General features: G+C 40.0%; 13 protein-coding genes and 1 tRNA gene. 8 read left to right on the top strand and 6 right to left on the bottom strand.

What is annotated here, in order from left to right; genetic code table 11:
- Positions 1–46 precede the first annotated feature (46 nt).
- From QVH07_RS02650 to QVH07_RS02635, 4 genes are read left to right on the top strand one after another with little or no spacing between them, the layout of a single operon-like run.
- A complete protein-coding gene (locus tag QVH07_RS02650; RefSeq protein ID WP_289998580.1) occupies positions 47–1369 on the top strand; it encodes an MFS transporter in 1323 nt (440 codons plus the stop codon).
- A complete protein-coding gene (locus tag QVH07_RS02645) occupies positions 1366–2829 on the top strand; it encodes an NAD(P)H-hydrate dehydratase (protein WP_289998579.1) in 1464 nt (487 codons plus the stop codon). The genes QVH07_RS02650 and QVH07_RS02645 overlap by 4 nt, the downstream gene beginning before the upstream one ends.
- A gap of 50 nt (positions 2830–2879) precedes the next feature.
- Positions 2880–4067, top strand: coding sequence for an MFS transporter (locus QVH07_RS02640; RefSeq protein ID WP_289998578.1), 1188 nt, complete (start codon positions 2880–2882; stop codon positions 4065–4067).
- Positions 4068–4119: 52 nt separating this feature from the next.
- A complete protein-coding gene (locus QVH07_RS02635) occupies positions 4120–4962 on the top strand; it encodes a DUF3667 domain-containing protein (RefSeq protein WP_289998577.1) in 843 nt (280 codons plus the stop codon).
- Positions 4963–5005: 43 nt separating this feature from the next.
- Here QVH07_RS02635 and asnS read toward each other — a convergent pair whose 3' ends face one another.
- The gene (gene asnS / locus QVH07_RS02630; protein WP_289998576.1) at positions 5006–6457 is read right to left on the bottom strand and encodes an asparagine--tRNA ligase; all 1452 of its coding nucleotides are present in this window, start codon (positions 6455–6457) and stop codon (positions 5006–5008) included.
- A gap of 175 nt (positions 6458–6632) precedes the next feature.
- Between asnS and rpoN the strand changes: the two genes are divergently transcribed.
- Complete coding sequence (gene rpoN / locus QVH07_RS02625; protein WP_289998575.1) at positions 6633–8078, top strand: RNA polymerase factor sigma-54; 1446 nt, start codon at positions 6633–6635, stop codon at positions 8076–8078.
- 59 nt (positions 8079–8137) lie between these two features.
- Entirely contained in the window at positions 8138–8698 is a 561-nt protein-coding gene (locus QVH07_RS02620) for a phosphatase PAP2 family protein (protein ID WP_289998574.1), read from the top strand.
- A 47-nt stretch (positions 8699–8745) separates the two neighbouring features.
- Here QVH07_RS02620 and QVH07_RS02615 read toward each other — a convergent pair whose 3' ends face one another.
- On the bottom strand, positions 8746–9495 hold the full coding sequence (locus tag QVH07_RS02615) for a porin family protein (protein WP_289998573.1): 750 nt from the start codon (positions 9493–9495) through the stop codon (positions 8746–8748).
- A 169-nt stretch (positions 9496–9664) separates the two neighbouring features.
- Between QVH07_RS02615 and QVH07_RS02610 the strand changes: the two genes are divergently transcribed.
- A tRNA-Arg gene (locus QVH07_RS02610) sits at positions 9665–9738 on the top strand.
- Between the two features lie 122 nt (positions 9739–9860).
- A complete protein-coding gene (locus QVH07_RS02605) occupies positions 9861–10091 on the top strand; it encodes a hypothetical protein (protein ID WP_289998572.1) in 231 nt (76 codons plus the stop codon).
- Between the two features lie 36 nt (positions 10092–10127).
- Here the strand turns inward: QVH07_RS02605 and QVH07_RS02600 are convergent, their stop codons facing one another.
- The 4 genes from QVH07_RS02600 to yaaA all read right to left on the bottom strand — a co-directional run bounded on the left by QVH07_RS02600 (position 10128) and on the right by yaaA (position 18602).
- The gene (locus QVH07_RS02600) at positions 10128–11360 is read right to left on the bottom strand and encodes an MFS transporter (RefSeq protein WP_289998571.1); all 1233 of its coding nucleotides are present in this window, start codon (positions 11358–11360) and stop codon (positions 10128–10130) included.
- A gap of 111 nt (positions 11361–11471) precedes the next feature.
- Positions 11472–14183 (bottom strand): hypothetical protein, encoded by a 2712-nt coding sequence (locus QVH07_RS02595; protein WP_289998570.1) that lies wholly within the window; start codon positions 14181–14183, stop codon positions 11472–11474.
- Between the two features lie 80 nt (positions 14184–14263).
- Positions 14264–17674 (bottom strand): T9SS type B sorting domain-containing protein, encoded by a 3411-nt coding sequence (locus tag QVH07_RS02590; RefSeq protein WP_289998569.1) that lies wholly within the window; start codon positions 17672–17674, stop codon positions 14264–14266.
- Between the two features lie 175 nt (positions 17675–17849).
- The gene (gene yaaA, locus QVH07_RS02585) at positions 17850–18602 is read right to left on the bottom strand and encodes a peroxide stress protein YaaA (RefSeq protein ID WP_289998568.1); all 753 of its coding nucleotides are present in this window, start codon (positions 18600–18602) and stop codon (positions 17850–17852) included.
- Position 18603 lies beyond the last annotated feature (1 nt).

Genomic DNA, 18603 nt, shown 5'->3' with positions numbered 1-18603 from the left:
TATTGAAAGCTATTCCGATTATCGGAATAGCTTTTTTTTGTGATCTATGCTTAAAACCACCAAAGACAAAAAGCGTGTCCAAAATGGATGGGCTATGTATGACTGGGCCAATTCGGTGTACTCTCTTGTCATCACTTCTACGATCTTCCCAGTATATTACAATAGTGTAACTAGTGCAGCTGACGGTGGAGATACCGTTTCATTTTTTGGATTCGAAATTGTCAATACGGTCCTTTATTCATATTCGATTTCATTTTCATTTCTTCTCATTGCCTTGCTTTCTCCCTTGCTATCAGGGATTGCAGATTCCAGTGGAAAGAAGTTGTCCTTCATGAAGTTTTTCTGTTATCTGGGATCCTTTTGCTGTGTTGGATTATTTTTCTTTGATGGCTCAAATCTTGAATGGGGAATTTTATGTAGCATCATGGCATCGGTTGGCTATGCGGGAAGCATTGTGTTTTACAATGCATTTCTGCCTGAAATCTCATCGGAAAACGAATATGACCTTTTAAGCGCAAAGGGATTTTCTTTAGGCTACATTGGTTCAGTGATTTTATTGATTTTGAATCTGATGATGATTCAAAAGCCTGATTGGTTTATGATTCCGGACGATGGGGTTGCGGCAAGACTTTCTTTCCTAATCACCGGCCTTTGGTGGGCTGGATTTGCCCAATTCACTTTTCGGGTTTTACCTGATAATCCTTATGGGAAAAGGATAAATAAAGGGCTTTTAGCGAAGGGCTATCAGGAAATAAGGAAGGTTTATACGGAGGTTCGAGGCTTAAATGTGATGAACAAGTTTCTTCTGGCATTTTTCTTTTATTCTATGGGAGTACAAACCGTCATGTATCTCGCGGCTTCATTTGGCGATAAAGAGCTGCAGCTCCCTGGGGACCAATTAATTCTTACGATTCTTATCATTCAAATTGTGGCGATAGGTGGGAGTTATCTTTTTGCCTTTCTATCAAAGAAATATGGAAATAAGATCAGTTTGATGATCATGGTTTTTATTTGGATAGGCATATGTGTCGGAGCTTATTTTGTCTATTCCTTATACGAATTCTACTCTTTAGCCTTTGTTGTTGGATTGGTAATGGGAGGTATTCAATCTATCTCCAGATCGACCTTTTCAAAACTTATCCCCGAGTCTACCACCGATCATGCTTCGTATTTTAGTTTTTATGATGTGACCGAAAAGCTAGCCATTGTATTAGGAACTTTTTCTTATGGCCTTATCGAACAGATTACAGGAAGTATGAGAAATAGTTCACTCACATTAGGGCTTTTCTTTGTGGTGGGGTTAGGGTTCCTCACCCTGGTCAGTATTCCGAAATCTGAATTATCCGTGAAAAAAACAGGTGTGGTATGATTAAGATTTTACCCGGCGAAAAGATTTCAGCTTTAGATAAAAGACATCTTGAATTAACTGGGCAAAAAGGAATCGAACTAATGGAGCAAGCAGCAAAGGCGTTTAGCTCTTGGTTTTGCAAAAATTTCGATTCCAAAAATTCCATAATTATATGGTGCGGAGCAGGAAATAATGGCGGAGATGGATTTGCTATAGCCAGGATTCTTAAAGAAAAAGGGTTTACCGTCTCTTTGATCGAGTGTTTTGAACCTTCAGATAATCTATCTACTGACTGCGAAATTAATCGGAATAGGATTCTTGAAAGTATTAGGTCCTCTAAATGGAGAGGACAAATTCCAGAATCTTCTATTGCCATAGATGCCTTTTTGGGGGTTGGTTTAAAAGGTACCCTAAGAAATGAGGCAAGAGATAAGATTAAAGCTTTTAATTCTCAAGAGGCCATCAAGGTCAGTGTGGATATTCCGAGTGGTTTGAAGGCTGAGGGAGTTGCAGGTTCTGATGTAGTTCTTTCGGATTATACCATTTCTTTCGCCCAGCCGAAACTTTCCCTGTTGTTGCCGGAAAATGAATTTTGCGTGGGTGATTTGAAAGTGTTGGACATTGGCATTGATAGTCGGTCTTACCACGATTTTCAATCAGATTTTTATTTCCTGCAAAAACAAGATGTAAAAACAAGGCATAAACTTTTCCATCGGTTTAGTCATAAAGGAGATTTTGGAAAAATAATGCTGGTTGGCGGTGGAGCTGGTAAAGTTGGGGCCATTTTGCTTTCAGGAGAAAGTGCTTTAAGGACGGGTAGTGGGCTGGTATTTTTGAATGTAAATTCCAGTGAAATTTTAATTACCCAAATTGGTCTTCGGGAAGCCATGACCTCCATTGAAAAGTTTCCAAGACTTGATGGTTTTGATGCCATTGGGATAGGGCCCGGTTGGGGAATGGGAAATAGGGAAGAGCAGCTTGAGTATTTTCTGAATATGGCTAAATGTCCTTTAGTGCTTGATGCAGATGCATTGAATCTCATTGGGGAAAATCCAGCTTTATGGAATTTGATTCCGGTAAAAACCATACTTACACCGCATTTAAAAGAATTCGATAGGCTGGCAGGAGAATCTTCAGACCAACTGGAAAGATGGGCCAAGGCCAAAGAATTGGCGGTTAAGTTTAAGGCCATAATTGTCCTCAAAGGAGCAAATTCCCTTATTTCCTTGCCTGATGGAAGACAAGTTTTTAATTCCTCTGGTACTCAGTTTATGGCCACGGCAGGAGCAGGTGATGTGCTCACTGGGATGCTCACTTCATTATTAGGACAGGGTTACAGTCCTGAAAATGCGGCTTTATGTGGAGTATTTCATCATGGTCTTGCAGGGGAGTTAGCTGGAAAAAGATTTGGACGGGGCACCATTGCTCGGGATATAATCAAAGCTATTCCCATGACTTTTTCCGAACTTGGCATTTCATAGTAGGAACTGCTTTTTACAACTTGAATCCCTTAATGAATTTTTACTGAGCCATGCGAAATGAGAAGCTATTACTCTGGACCCTGGCCGTCATCAACTTTATCCATATTGTTGATTTCATGATCCTTATGCCCCTTGGCCCTCAGTTGATGAGGATCTTTGATATCTCACCTAGGGAATTTGGTTTATTAGTTTCTTCTTACACCTTCAGCGCAGGTATTTCCAGTTTTTTTGGAGCATTTTTTCTCGATAGATTTGATCGAAAAAAAATTCTTCTTTGGGTTTATGTGGGCTTCACTCTGGCCACTTTAGGATGTGCACTGGCAAACTCCTATTCCATCTTGCTATCGGCCCGGGTTCTCTCCGGACTTTTTGGTGGACTGAATACAGCTTTAATTCTGGCGATTATTGGTGATGTAATTCCTGATGAGCGGAGAGGAAGAGCTATGGGTTTGGTCATGGCTGCTTTTTCTGTTGCCTCTGTGCTTGGGGTGCCATTAGGTTTGTTTCTGGCAGGCCTATCTGATTGGCATACTCCTTTTTACATTCTTACAGCATTGTCAGCAGGGAGTCTTGTTATGATTTTCCAATACATCCCAAGTATTTCCGATCACTTGAATTCTGAAGTGAAACGACCTAATCCAATAGTGGTAGTAAAAAGAGTTACAAGCAACTCAAACCAAATGAGGGCTATTTTACTTTCGGTCATGATTATGTTTGGTCAATTTATGATCATCCCATTTTTGAGTCCATTTACTGTAGCCAACGTGGGGTTTACCGAAATTGAACTGACTTACATTTATATGGCAGGGGGAGCAGTCACTATTTTTACTTCTCCTTGGGTGGGAAGAATGGCGGATAGATATGGAAAACTTAAGGTGTTTACTGTGTTCATGTGCTTGAATATCATTCCTATAGGTGTAATCACGAATTTAGGGGTTACACCGATTCCATATGTACTACTTATCTCTACTATGTTCTTTGTAACTTCAAATGGTCGCTATGTCCCTGCAGCGGCGATTATTACAGGAACTGCCACTGCGGAAAACAGAGGTAGTTTTTTGAGCTTCAATTCATCCATACAGCAAATAGCTACAGGAGTTGCCTCTTTGATTGCTGGTGTAATTATTGGTGAAAATGCAGCAGGTGAACTGACCAATTATAATATCGTAGGTTATCTGGCTATATTTTTTAGCCTGATGTGTATCCCTGTTGCGAGAAGAGTCAAAATAGTTAGCTGAGGGTAAAGTATTATTTCCACTTTTTTCACATCTTCTTGGAGCCAAAGAGAATATGTTAGAAGAAAAAGAATTTTGTAAGAACTGTGGTGCCGAGTTATATGGAAAGTTTTGCCATGAGTGTGGCCAAAAAAACTTGACCAGTAAAGACAAAGGGCTTTTATCATTCTTTTCAGAACTCATTTCTTCGATTTTTGTGGCAGATGGGAAATTTTTCTTGACCATGAAATTGATGATTACCAAACCAGGTGAACTTAGCCTTTCTTTCATCAAGGGAATTCGGAAGAGGTATCTTTCACCTTTGCAGATGTTCTTTTTCGCTAACCTGATTTATTTTCTTTTTCCAATTATCTCCAGTTTTAATACTTCCCTATATACCCAATTAAATGGCCTTCCATACAGTGATTGGGTTCGTCCAAAAGTGGAGCAGAGGGTTGAAAATAGCTCCTTGTCAATGGAAGAATTTACATCTGTTTACGAAAGACATTCTAATTCGAATGCAAAACTGCTCTTGATTTTACTGGTGTTTATGCAAGGGCTAGTTTTGAGGGTCCTGTTCTGGAAAAGAAAAGACTTATTTATGGTGGATTTATTTGCGGAATCAGCTTACTTCTACAGCTTTTATATTTTAGCTTTCTTAGTGGTTTTGCCCGGTGTTTTTCTTTTTCTTATAAACCAATTTGATGTCCCCTTGGGCTGGTTATTTTCAGAAGTCTCTTTAAGTATTTCTCTTTTCTTCATTATTTGGCTGTATAGCTTTTTTCAGATAAAAAGGGCCTTTGCAATCTCTTGGTTAGAGGCAGGATTAAAAAGTCTTGCTTTGGGGCTTTGGGTAATTCCTGGATTTTTTCTTTATCGTTTTGTTCTGTTTTGGATTTCCTATTGGATGAGCATATAAAAAAACCTGACAGAAATGTCAGGTTTAAATTGGATTAATTCATTTAAAACTCGGCATTACCCGGTGTTCTTGGGAATGCAATCACATCGCGAATATTCCCCATCCCGGTTACGAACTGCACCATTCTTTCAAATCCCAAACCAAATCCAGAGTGTGGTGTGGAACCAAATCGTCTTGTATCTAGAAACCACCACATTTCTTCCTGTGGGATATTCATCTCTTCCATTTTTGCGGTAAGGACATCTAATCTTTCTTCTCTCTGGGATCCTCCCACTATTTCTCCGATTCCCGGGAAAAGAATATCCATAGCGGCCACTGTTTTTCCATCCTCATTTTCTCTCATATAGAAGGACTTAATTTCCTTCGGATAGTCGGAAAGGATGACTGGCTTTTTGAAATGCTTTTCTACCAGATACCGTTCGTGCTCGGATTGGAGATCTGCACCCCAATCCTCGATCACAAACTGGAATTTCTTCTTTTTATTTGGCTTAGAGTTTCTTAAGATATTTATAGCTTCCGTATAGGTTACCCTTTCAAAATTACTGTCGGCAACGAACCTTAATTTATCCCTGAGCGCCATTTCTGATCTTTGATCAGCAGGCTTTGATTTTTCTTCGTCGAGAAGTCTTCTCTCAAGGAATTCCAGATCCTGTTCACAATTTTCAAGGACGTAACCAATTAGATATTTCAAAAAATCCTCAGCGAGATCTGCATTGTCCTCAGCATCATAAAAGGCCATTTCTGGCTCAATCATCCAAAATTCAGCCAAGTGTCTGGTGGTATTTGAGTTCTCCGCTCTAAAAGTAGGACCGAAGGTGTAAATTTCAGAAAGAGCCAGAGCGGCTAGTTCGCCTTCTAACTGACCCGACACAGTAAGATTAGCTTCACGCTCAAAAAAATCCTTTTTGAAATCTACTTCTCCATTTTCATTTTTCGGCGGATTACCAAGATCAAGAGTGGTCACTTTAAATGTCTCACCCGCTCCTTCTGCATCCGAGGCCGTAATGATAGGGGTATTGATATAGAAGAATCCCTTATCATTAAAGTATTTATGGACAGCAAATGATAATGCGTGACGAACACGGAACACGGCACTAAAGGTGCTGGTACGCATCCTCAAATGCGCAATTTCCCTCAAAAATTCCAATGAATGTTTTTTGGGCTGAAGGGGGTATTTTTCTGGATCTGCCGATCCAAGAACTTCAATGCTGTCAGCAACAATCTCCGAGCTCTGGCCTGAGCCTTGTGATTCTACTACCTTTCCCTTCACTTTTATACATGCCCCAGTGGTACATGCCTTCAATACATCCTCCTGGATAGCATTCGGATCTGCTACGATTTGATAATTCAAAATCGTAGAGCCATCATTCAGCGCGATAAAATTCACATTTTTATTTCCTCTTTTTGTTCGGATCCATCCCATTACGGTGACGGTATCTCCTATAGGACTTTGCGCTAATAAGCTCTTGATTTTTACTCTTTTGTTGAATGACATGCTATCCTTTTTTAAGGCTTTTCGGTCGTATATGAGCCGATTTATTTAGTTTGCAAAAAAACGATTAAATAAGCTTTTTATCAAAAATTACCTTGTTTTTTCTAACTTTGATCACAAGCCGATCACCTAAGTTAAGGCCTTTCAAATTGCGTTATTTGGTGTAATCTTTATCTGAATGCAGAAGCTAAATTTAAGTCAATCTCTATCACAAAAATTATCTCCCCAGCAGATTCAATTTATCAAGCTGTTGCAGGTGCCTACAGCTGAGCTGGATACAAGGATTGAGGAGGAATTAGAGGTTAATCCTGCACTCGAAGAAGGTAAGGATGAGGATCCAAAGGATGACATGGATGACCCATACGATGAGGAGCCGATGGCTGAAGATAGGGATGTGAACCTGGACGACTATCTCTCCGATGACTATGGCGGTTATAAGATGCATGGAGACGGAAACTACAACCCTGATGATGAGGGTAAAGAAATTCCGATTTCCAGCAATGCTTCCTTGCACGAGTTGCTTATGGCTCAGTTGAATTTCCTTAAGCTGGACGAAAGACAAAAACTAATTGGCGCTCAACTTATAGGCAGCATAGAAAATGATGGTTACATCCGAAGGGACTTGGATTCCATTATAAATGATTTGGCTTTCAGCCAAAACATAGAAACTGATATCGATGAGCTGGAAGAATTACTCCGAAAAATTCAAAACTTCGATCCAGCTGGGATCGCATCTCGAAATTTGCAGGAGTGCCTTTTACTTCAACTTGAAAGAAAGGAACATCCGGATGATCCGGCGGTTCAGAATGCCATCATGATCATCCAGGATTGTTTTGATGAATTCACAAAGAAGCATTTCTCTAAAATTCAAAAGAAGTGTGATCTGAGTGATGAAGAGACCAAGGAGGCAGTAAATTTAATCACTAAGCTAAATCCAAAACCAGGTGGAATTTCCGATGGTTTGGTTAAAACTCAATATATAATTCCTGATTTCATTTTGAATTCGAATGATGGAAAGATGGAAGTCACTTTGAATTCGAGGAATGCACCCGAACTTAGAATCTCAAGATCTTATTCTGAGATGTTTGAAGCGTATGACAAGAGCAATAAAAAGGACAAGAAACTAAAGGAGACAGTCACTTTTGTAAAGCAAAAATTGGATGCAGCAAAGTGGTTTATTGACGCCATTAAGCAAAGGCAAAATACGCTTTTGAAGACCATGGAAGCCATTCTCGAGTATCAAAAAGATTTTTTCGTAGATGGAGATGAGACCAGACTTCGACCCATGATCCTTAAAGACATTGCCGAGAGAATTGATATGGATATTTCCACTGTCTCCAGAGTTGCTAATAGTAAAGCAATCCAGACGGAATTTGGAGTTTATCCCTTGAAGTATTTCTTTTCTGAAGGAATCTCAACGGAAAGTGGTGAAGATGTTTCTAATCGGGAAGTGAAATCAGTTTTGCAGGGATTGGTTAATTCCGAAGACAAGAAAAAGCCGCTTTCGGATGATAAATTGGTGAAGTTACTAAATATTAAAGGCTATAACATTGCCCGGAGAACTGTGGCTAAATACAGAGAACAGCTTCAAATTCCAGTAGCCCGCCTAAGAAAAGAATTGTAGTGCTGCGGCAAATAGCTTTAATCATATCGGTTGTCTTTCAGCCACTGCTCATCCCTTCAATGGTATTTGCACTTATCTTTTATTCGGTACCTGAGGCCAGCTCGATTCCGGTTGAATTTAAGGATAGGCTCTATTCACTTATCGTACTTTCCACGCTTTTGATTCCGTTAATTACCATTATTGGCTTTAGACTTTCGGGAGTGGTTAAAAGTCTCCACATGGCCACCATGGCAGAGCGCTACATTCCTTTTACTATTATTTGTATTTATTTCGGTCTGACGACCTATTTTTTATACGACAAAACTGAGTTTGATCCTGTGATTTGGAGATCTCTATTTGTGATCACCCTGACAATTATTGGACTGACTATAGTGACTTTTTTCTGGAAAATGTCTGCACATATGACTGGAGTAGGAGGCTTAATGGCTATCATCATTGTGATGGCTTCATTTTTCCCAAACTTCCAAGAGCTTTATTATTTGCTGGGGGCAATTTTACTAGCAGGGATTGTTGGGACTTCAAGATTATACTTGAATGCTCATAGACCACAGGAGATTTATGCTGGTCTGGTTTATGGATTTCTTTGTTGTTATTTAGGGTTCCAGTTTGTATGGACATAAAAAAACCGAAGAGCGATCTTCGGTTGATTTATTTTTCAGTCGATTTCTTAAAAGAGGACTGCCGCAATTCCAAAATTGATTTGACTCGCTCTGGAGTTGTCAGGCCCTAAGCCAGTTTGCCAAATTTGATTTAAGCCAAAGTATCCCCAGGCATAAAAGCCAGGTGTACCTGCTTTAACACTTATTCCGTAACGTATTTTCTCCAATCCGTAATTTTGAGAATCCTTCACTTTTCTCTGCAGACCATTGGCATCAGTGAAGGTGATTTTTGAGTGAGCATTATAAAGGAACCCAATTTTACCTCCAACACTCGCACGGAAACCTGAAGTGTAATTTGACTTATTCAAGTGCCAAACCAGATCCAAGGGAATATCAATATAGTTTGCTGCGAAAGTATTGTTTTTGATCCTGATATTATCTCCAAAAACTTCTGTAAGTTCCAAGAGCTGACTAGATTCGGGGCCTAGGTCTGGGTTATTGAACAGGTTTTTATTTTCCTGAAAAGCCATTTTATCTGTTCCGATTCCTATTCCTGGTTTTAAAACAAAACCAGAATTATCACCGAAGATGTTAATGGGGTACTGATAATAGACATTGAAAGTACGGGACCGGAAGAACCTTACTCCCAAATCTTCAGCTCTATTGGTAAGTTGATTAAAACCAAACTCCACAGACAGATCACTGGGGATATTTGGTCGGCCACCTATTGGTGTTTTTGGGATTCTGCTTTCTTGATCTTGGGCCTGAACTCCTTGAAACAAAAATATCAGGAAGAATAAAGTATAAATTTTTTTCATCAATCGAGTGGGACGATTTTGCTATCAATGCCCGCAAAAATAGGAATTATCGCAAGATTTATACCCCTTTCCCTCTTAATAATTCTTAAGCTGTTTTTACCTATTTCGATGTTGTAATTTTAATGATATTGGTTGGGAATGGAAAATTAAATACCTTTGCAGCGCAAAAGGCCTCGTAGCTCAACTGAATAGAGCACCTGATTACGGCTCAGGAGGTTTCAGGTTTGAATCCTGACGAGGTCACAAAGCTCTGCTATTAAAGCAGAGCTTTTTTGATTTTCAGGTAAAAGATTTTTTGAAGAGCGAGTAGCACAATTTTTTTATGTGCCATATCTTTTGGTCATATTTGGTTTTCAAGACAAGTAATGAAAAGACTAATTTCCTTTTGTTTGATTCTAATATGCACTTCCTGCGAAGAGCTTCTGGAAGTTCAAGAGTTTACGGGCTCATGTACTATTATTCTTTCTGATGGAAGTAGCCTAACTACCGACGGTTTAGAATTACTCGAAAGCACTGAGACCATCACCTACCGAGATGAGGATGGAAAGCTTTGGTCCCTATTTAGGGATGATTATGAAAGTTTTTCTTGCAATTAAGAATTAAAAAAAGCAGCCAAATGGCTGCTTTTCTTTTTAGTGGGCCGGAGAAACTTGGGCCCTTGTTTTATTACTTTTCTGCCAAAAGAAGAATATGGTAAATAGTATTATCAGGGTGCCAGGGAATAGGAGCATCTTGACTAAGGTGTCTTGACCGGCAGCCAGTTCCAATGCTTCTCCAGTTAAACCTTGTGCGGCGTTTACTGCATTAGCGTCATCAATCCAACTTCCAATTATTGGTTGAAATATGGCAGTGGAAAACATTCCGACACCGCCTATAATAGACATTCCAAGAGCACCACTAAGTGGTACCCTTTGGGCGACAGCCCCAACCATCACTGGCCAGAAATAGCCGACACCCAATGCAAAGATCACGGCAGCTACATACGCTAATGGACCAGTCACAGAGCTAAATAAATAAATCCCAATGGTAGCTAAAATTGACCCGGTTAGTAGCACTCCTGTCTGGCCTAGCTTACCTACTACTGGACCTGCAAAGAATCTAGCGACAGCCATCACACCAGTAGTCAATGCCAGAATGAGCATAGGGCTGGCTCCGCTTGAGCCCATGATCAAACCTACCCACTGCTGTGGTCCAAATTCTGAAATTGCTGTCAATGCCATACAGAAGAATAGAAAGATGAATACAGGACTGAACATGGCTTTCACATTTTCCAAAAGAGAATCGGAGCCCTGAACTTGAGGCCTTGGGAATTTTTTACCAAAGAAAAGCACAGCATAGATGACAGTTGGAATCATCATGATCCAGATTTGAGCTTCCCAACCCATACTCATGTCTGTCATAAATTTGGAGATCAGGCTTCCTAACACTATTCCTCCCGGGAACCACATGTGGAACCTGTTTAACATTTTATTCATTTTTACTCCAGTGTACATGTCTGCAATCATTGGGTTACATGCTGCCTCTGTACATCCATTTCCAAACCCTATAAATAGGGTTGAAATCAAAAGGGTCGTATAGCCACCTGCGTAGATGGTCATCAGAATCCCCACTGTATGGGCTACAAAAGCGATTCTCATAATATTAGCAGGTCCTACTTTGTGATAAAAAATTCCGCCTAGGATCATTGAAATTGGGAATCCAAGGAACCACATAGAATTTATAAAACCGAGTTCTTCGGCTGTAAGACTAAAGTTCTCGCCAAGCTGATCAAGAATCCCCGCTCTAATAGCAAAGGTAAAAGCGGTGGTAATCAATGCGAAACAGCTGGCATTAAACAGGGCTGACCGATTAATATTGTCACTCATAGGTAAGGTTGTTTGGTTTTGGGTTTGAATTAAGTCAAATGAATCTGATGAAAATATGAAAAATATTGGATTTGGACTTTTCCGTTTAAAAAAATAATCTCCAGACTGGAATTATTGGATCACTAGCAATGAACTTGTGATTTTATCTTCGAAGCCATAAGTGGTGTTTCTTACCTGGATTACTACCACATAAGTTCCCAGTGGAATTTGCTTTCCCTGAACCTTTCCATCCCATTTAAAGAGAGCAGACCTGGGCTCGAACTGATTAGCAAAGTCATAGTGAATTAGGGCCCCCTGTCTGTTTAAAACAAATAGTTCTACCTCATCAACTCCTTCGTCTACCAAAAGCCTGAAATCTCTGGTTGAGTCTCCTAGAACCATGGCGTTTGGGTGAACTACATTGAAGTTACATACTTCGAATGTTTCAAACTCCTTCACGAACTCACACCCATCCACTGTAGTCACCACTAAGGTGTGACTTCCTACTTGGGTTGGTTTAAATAATCGCTTTGAAGAAACCAGACTCCCTTCAAAAAACCATTCATAAGTTTCGTACTCGCCGGGATCAAGTGGAGGTATGGAGTTTTCTTTTGAGCAGGCCGGTACTCGATCTGCAATTTCCGGTTGATCCAATAAGGTGCTTTCTTCAACGAAAATAAAATTTCTTCCAATTTCACAACCCAATTTATTGAATACCACGGCCTCATAAGCACCTATTTCGAATACCTGAATCTCAAATTGATCTGCAAGCTGGTCCAGCTCCTGCCTATCATTTGATTCATCATAATAAATCCAATCTACCCGGGTAACTTCTTCTTCATTTGTTTCCAAAGTTATAGTGGCAAAGTCAGGATTTGGACAAAACTTAGTGGCAGATAAGTCTACTGGTACTTCAAAAATTGGTGGTTCGATTTCAAAGTTTTCTGGTTCAACTGGACAAAACCCACTTTCCAAAGGCTGAACAATTAGAGAAAAAGCCCCAACAGATGTGGGATAAAATAAGGCTCCTCTTCCTACTATTTCTGCATCTTCATTTAACCAACGAATGCTAGCCTCGCTTTCATCAATTGAAACCAGTTGGGCTTCATAAACTTTGTTTCCAAAACAATCTTCTTCAATCAGAACCGCATCAAATTCAATTCTTTGAGAAAGAGTAGCTGTGAAGGTTTTAAATTTCGAACATAAATTTTCTCCACCTCTTGGACTAGCTTCAAGCCGATAAGAACCAGCCTGAGTAAGATTAAAGGAGTTTTGTGAAGATTTAGATTCTACCTGTCCATCTGGATAATAGAGGGTAAAGGTTAAGTCCTGATCAGTTTCAGGTATAAAATCAAAAGTCTCACAAATATTAATGGATGGTGGAATACTGAATTCTACTTCAGGTTGATTTTCTATAGAAAGTTCCTGAATGGGGTAAGTACAACCATCTATTTTGAGCTCAAAAAGGTAGTTTCCATCTGGCAAATCGACTCGCAAGGTGTCTTGATCTGAAATATTTCCCCCTCGGATTGTTCCTTTTCCCAAAGCTAGAATTCTATATTCTCCATCTACTTCACCATCTGGAAAGTCTAGGTCAATCCATCCATTACGCACCGAAAAGTCCGAACAGGATTCCGCTCCAACACTATAATTTACTTCCATCTGGACAGGAGGATTTGAACTGCTTGGTGGATCTTCGGATTCGAGGATCATGAGACTCGTATACTCACAGCCATTTCTGTAAGCAGAAATAGTGTAGACCTGGGGTTTTAGATTTTCGAAAAGGATTTCTGAACCTGAACCCAAATTCACATTAGAAAAATTAATCTCAGGAATTATAAGTGAGTCCAAATTACTCGGCGGAGTAACAGAGAATGAGCCGGTGTCATCAGCACAGTCCTTTGGTTCACTAATTTTGAGCACATCGATTTTCGGAGCTTCAACTACTTCAAATCGAACTTTTCTCTCAGAAGGACAGTCTGGATAATCTGGATCGACAGCAACAAACGAGGCTTCATAAACGCCGATATCCTGTAAGTCTCCTGCTTCAATGTTCAAAGAGAATGCATCTCCAATTTCGACTTTTGAATCCGTCCCAGGTCTTTTAAGTAGCCATTTACCAGAAATAGGAGTGTCTGTAGTTAAGAATACGCTCTGCCCTTGGCAAATGGTTTCAGCCGACGTCAGAACCTCAAAATCCAAACTTGGCCCCACGAAGGTGCTTCCAGAAATGAGACAGGTTCGGCTACCCCCAGAGCCGGACAAGAAGAGTTCTACGAAATAGAAACCTTCTTCTCTAGTGTAAAACCTATTTTGATTCCCTACAATGTTCCCGTCATAATCTTTCCAAACGAAGTAGTATTCTGAAAAATTGGGCGTGTTTTCGTCAATTGCGACTAGCTCGACGGGCTCATCTCCGCAGAGTAAGTAATCAGGAAGTAAGTCAATTTTTGGACCTCTAGTCACAGAGACCTCTAAGGTGCTTTCATAAATATTTTCAGTACCTCGCCGTACTGATAGAGAGACTGTGTAATTTCCGATTTCATTAAATGAAACCTTGATTTCATCGAATTGGTCACCTCCTGTACGGTTAAAGAGGGTTTCTCCTGTTTCGCTTGTGACCAGCCAGGAATAAATATCTGTGTTTGGATTTCCTCCTCCGGAGAATGTGCCAATTACACCACCAAAAACAATGCATAGCTGATTTGGTCCAGATAATTCGGGCTGATTTGCTTGAGAAAAAACATTCAAAGAAATGCCCAAAAGCAAGTTTAGGACCATCAAAAAAGGCAAGTACAGCCTTTTGATAAACCCAAAAGGATAAACCGATTTACTACTGGCCAAGAAACGGAGAATTTAAGGGATTTAATTAAGCTCGAACTCAAAATTGAGTGGTACACTCATAGCAAAATATATTCCATATTTTACTCGATTACGAGAATTGTTCCTAATTGATATTCATCAATATTTTGTTCAAAATTCCGGAAATTTAAGCGGATCGCATAAGAGCCATTTGGAATCTTTTTGCCCTGATAAGTTCCATCCCAGAAGCAAGTTGCTTCTTCAGTTAAAAGGTCCGATTGATTACAGTAAAAAATTAATCCTCCCCATTGATTATAAATAGAAACTTCCAGTTCATCAATCAGATAGTTTGTGTAAACAAGGAAGAGCTTATCAGGATTAGCGGGCTCTATGGCATTAGGATATGAAACTCTTAGCTCACATTCTTCGATAGTCGAGAAAGTCTCGGAGAAAAAGCACCCTTCATTCGACTCTACGATTAAAGTATAGTTTCCTGGTAAGGTGGGTTTGAATATTGGTGAAGTAGAAAGCAGTTCATCTTCGAGATACCACTCGTATCCTATAAAGTCTCCAGGATCTAAATCTGGTCCAATTTCATATCTTGGACAAACTTGGTAAGTTTCTTCTAATTCAGGCCTATTGGTATCAGGAATTTTTAGTACCAAGGTCATATCACTGCCTAGGATACAATTGATTTCATTAATAACGCGAACCTCATAAGTACCTTCTTCACTTACCTCAATCTGCATTTGCCCAGTTTCTTCCATTAGCTCTATTTCGTTTCCATCGAAATCCGTATAAAACCAGCGAGTCTCACCGACTCCATCGAAGTCTCCAGAAGCAGTAAGTAAGTTGGTTTGGCTATCTGCACAGAAAGGTTCTGTCTCCAAGTTTACTGAAACCTCTAGAACAAGTTCTTCCACTTCAAAAAATATTCGAGAATCCTCACAGGGTTCTCCAACAAGGGGTTGAACTTCAAGACTGAATTCTCCAAATCCTGAAGTAGTAAATACCTGATCTGTGCTAAGTTCAGTTCCCAATGAATCCATCCATGAAAAAGAAACTTCTTCTGGGGTGTAGTTTTGGATCTGAGCTATGAAAGTTTGATTTCCTTGGCAGTCCTTACTTTGAAAAACAGCATCAAAAACCGGAGCTTCATTGAGTTGAACAGTTAATTCTTTCAGTTCCGGACAAAGCGTGGTAGAGTTCTCATCAAAACCATAGAATTCCCATATTCCACTTTGATCAAGCAGAATCTCTTCCCCGGCTTCGATAATCAGGACGTTTCCATCTGGGCTATTCACTTCAAAGGTTAAAGGTTGGCTCGTCTCTGGAGTGAAGAGAAATCTTTCACAAATGGTGAGTTCTGAAGGAATTTCAAAATCTATTTTGTTTGGATTGATTTCAATTTCAATTGTTTCTCTACCCAATTCACAGTCCTTATTTGTGTTTGGGTTTCTACTAAAAACTGATGCTTCATAAACTCCAGGTTCTTCGATGATTATTTCTGTTTGATCCTTAAACTCAGGCAGTAATTCAATATTTCGGCTTGCATCGTATCTCCGCCATTCAACATCAGTCACTTCATCCGGGAAAGTAGTGCTTAATGTGATGGTGGCTCCAGGACCTAATTCACAAAGCTGTGTCTTTTCCAATGTCAGATCTACGGAAAGGACAGGTTCCGTGATTTCAAATTCTTTAGGTGGAAAAGGGCAGGCTTGGCTACCTCTGGGTTGTACATCTAGCTTAAAGGTGCCGGTAGTCGTAGGAATTAAAAACTCTTCTCTACTCACTACATTATCCTCTTCATCAAACCAGGTAAATACAGCATTTTCAGGTTCACTATCCTGAAGTATGGCCTGATAAATTCTGTTTCCAAAACAATCCTCTTCAACTAATACCGGTTCAAATTCAATAGGATCTACCAGGGTAACATTGAAAGTTTCAAGTCGGGGACAAATTTCATTTTGGTTCTCAATTTCACCTAAAAGTAAATACTCACCTTCCTGATCCAATGTGAATGCCTCTCCGGCTAATTGCTGCTCAGTACTACCATCAGGTCTTGTTAGGGTAAATAGGAGGTCCTGAGTGGTAGCGGGGACATAATCAAAGGTTTGACAAACATTAATTTCAGATTGAATGAAAAATTGTACAAGGTTTAAACCCTCGATAACTACTTCTTGGCTTGCAGGCAAACTACAACTGTCTAAGTCAAAAACTTCCACAAAATAAGTTCCTCCAAATAAATCGATAGGATAGGATTCTCTGTTGTCAAAGCTGCCATTTCGTACCACTGAGCCTCTTTCGTTTAGGACGCGATAACCGCCTTCTGCAGGACCATTGAGGAGATCAATAATAAATGAGCCATCTACTTTCCCGGTTTCCGTACACATTTCAGGCATGACCTCACTTACTTCAAAATCAATTTCAGATGGAGGATCATCAAGAGCTACCACGGTGGCTAATCGAAAAACGCAATTACCCAAAGTTCCAAGTCCAGTATAAGTCCCCGATTTCAGACCTGTAAATTCAAAAGTATCCCCGGGGCTTAAAGGACCACTGAATTGTCCTGTACCATCTATAGTGACGTCATCGAGCTCAGTTAATGCTTCTATGATAACAGTCCCATCTGGAAGCTGGCAACCTGAAGAAGCCTGACCAGCGATTACGGTAAACTCTGGTCGTGGATTAAAGGTAAGGTTCACTCTATCAACAAGGCTACACTCGGGAGTTTCGGGGTTATCAATCCTGAAAATGATTTCATACTCACCGGGTCCATCCAAAAAGAAACTTGGCTCCAGATCCAATTCTCTGGAGGTACGCATGAATATCTCATCTGGGCTGCCTTCCTTTTGATAATACCAGTCTCCTAGCAAGTCCTGTTCTGTACGGAACAGAACCGGTTCTCCTGGGCAGGTTGTACTAGCCTCAGCAATAATCTTTACGGTATCCGCTAGATCGACTCTAGTTTCTAATGTTCTTTCACAGGAAAGGTTTCCTTGAGAATCCTCCTGAAAAAAGGAAACATTGTAGGTCCCTGGTTCTGGATTAACCAAGTCATTTTCAGTTGAAATAATGGTATTTGTATCATCACGCCATTCAAAAATGTAATCTTCAAAATTATCACTGCTGGGACTGATTGCAGAAAGCGTAAGATCCTGGCCCGAACAGGTAGTATAACTTTGGCTGAGTAGGATTTCAGCCCCGTTAATTACTTCCACCTCCAAAGTATCCTGGAAAATGGAAATAGCTCCCCGAAATATTTCTAGACTTATCTGATGGGTTCCGATTTCAGAAAAGGTGTAACTCAAAGTTTGGAAACCAGCCCCCCCCGAACCATCAAATAAAATGTCACCACTCGGACCGGTTATCACCCATGCATAAACATCTGTTTCAGGGTCTCCCGCACCAAAAAAATCACCAATAACCGACCCAAAAACCACACATAGAATTTCGGGCCCAGTAAGGGCAGGATCTTCGAGAGATCTCAATCCAAAACTTGAATCTATCTCATCAGAGGAATAACCTTCCAATGTTCGAATTGGGGAATTCGGATAATTGGTGAGGAGAAGAAGGGTAATACTCCAAAAAAACAGGTACTGAGGTTTGAGCAAAACAAGAATTAGTGGCTACTGTGAATTATAAAAATACCACAATTCCCATGCAATAAAGAAAACTCTCCCTCTTAAGTATTTGAAAATTATTGAATTACCTTACAAAGGTCCATTGAGACTCCTTACTTAAAGCTTCGGAGTACTCATAGCCCTCCTCATTAAAAGTCTTTAGCATTTCAGGATCCTCAATTCGATTTTTGATCGCAAAATTAGTCATAAGACCTCTAGCTTGCTTTGCAAAGAAGCCAATGGTTTTATAGCTTCCATCTTTAAATTCCTTGAATTTAATATTGATCACAGGACTTTTTAGGGCTTTCTTATCGACTGCTTTAAAATATTCGTTTGAGGCTAAGTTTACAATCGGCTGACCTTGAGCGGCTTTATTGATTGCCTTGGCAATTTTTGTATCCCAATATTCGTAAAGGTTCTTACCTTTTTTGTTTTCAACTTTGGTCCCCATTTCGAGGCGGTAAGGCTGGATAAGGTCAAGTGGCTTCAAAAGGCCATATAAACCTGATAAAATTCTTAGATGTTCCTGAGCGAAATCGAAATCCTCCTCGCTGTAGTTTTCTACATCTATTTTTGTATAAACATCTCCTTTGAAGGCCAAAAGCGCCTGCTTGGAGTTATTGAAGTTAAATTCCTTTTGGAAAGACTTAAATCGCTCTCGATTCAATTCTGCCAGATTGTCGCTGATACCCATAAGCTCTTTCAATTGAGCTGGGGACTTTTTTTTCATGACAGAAACTAGTGACTTTATATCGGATTGGAATTCCGGAATGGTGTGTCCTTTATAATCTGGGGCGCTATAATCTAAAGTCTTTGCAGGTGAAATAAGAATCAACATG

Source organism: Algoriphagus sediminis (genome assembly GCF_030403435.1).
GTDB classification, from domain to species: domain Bacteria; phylum Bacteroidota; class Bacteroidia; order Cytophagales; family Cyclobacteriaceae; genus Algoriphagus; species Algoriphagus sediminis.
This window is presented reverse-complemented; position numbering and strand designations above follow the sequence as displayed.

Excerpts from the sequence above, each read along its gene's own strand:
- QVH07_RS02605 (WP_289998572.1), top strand. The coding sequence starts at position 9,861 with ATGAAAAGACTAATTTCCTTTTGTTTGATTCTAATATGCACTTCCTGC.
- yaaA (WP_289998568.1), bottom strand. The coding sequence starts at position 18,602 with ATGTTGATTCTTATTTCACCTGCAAAGACTTTAGATTATAGCGCCCCA.
- QVH07_RS02650 (WP_289998580.1), top strand. The coding sequence starts at position 47 with ATGCTTAAAACCACCAAAGACAAAAAGCGTGTCCAAAATGGATGGGCT.
- QVH07_RS02615 (WP_289998573.1), bottom strand. The coding sequence starts at position 9,495 with ATGAAAAAAATTTATACTTTATTCTTCCTGATATTTTTGTTTCAAGGA.
- QVH07_RS02635 (WP_289998577.1), top strand. The coding sequence starts at position 4,120 with ATGTTAGAAGAAAAAGAATTTTGTAAGAACTGTGGTGCCGAGTTATAT.
- QVH07_RS02645 (WP_289998579.1), top strand. The coding sequence starts at position 1,366 with ATGATTAAGATTTTACCCGGCGAAAAGATTTCAGCTTTAGATAAAAGA.
- QVH07_RS02600 (WP_289998571.1), bottom strand. The coding sequence starts at position 11,360 with ATGAGTGACAATATTAATCGGTCAGCCCTGTTTAATGCCAGCTGTTTC.
- rpoN (WP_289998575.1), top strand. The coding sequence starts at position 6,633 with ATGCAGAAGCTAAATTTAAGTCAATCTCTATCACAAAAATTATCTCCC.
- QVH07_RS02620 (WP_289998574.1), top strand. The coding sequence starts at position 8,138 with ATGGTATTTGCACTTATCTTTTATTCGGTACCTGAGGCCAGCTCGATT.
- asnS (WP_289998576.1), bottom strand. The coding sequence starts at position 6,457 with ATGTCATTCAACAAAAGAGTAAAAATCAAGAGCTTATTAGCGCAAAGT.
- QVH07_RS02640 (WP_289998578.1), top strand. The coding sequence starts at position 2,880 with ATGCGAAATGAGAAGCTATTACTCTGGACCCTGGCCGTCATCAACTTT.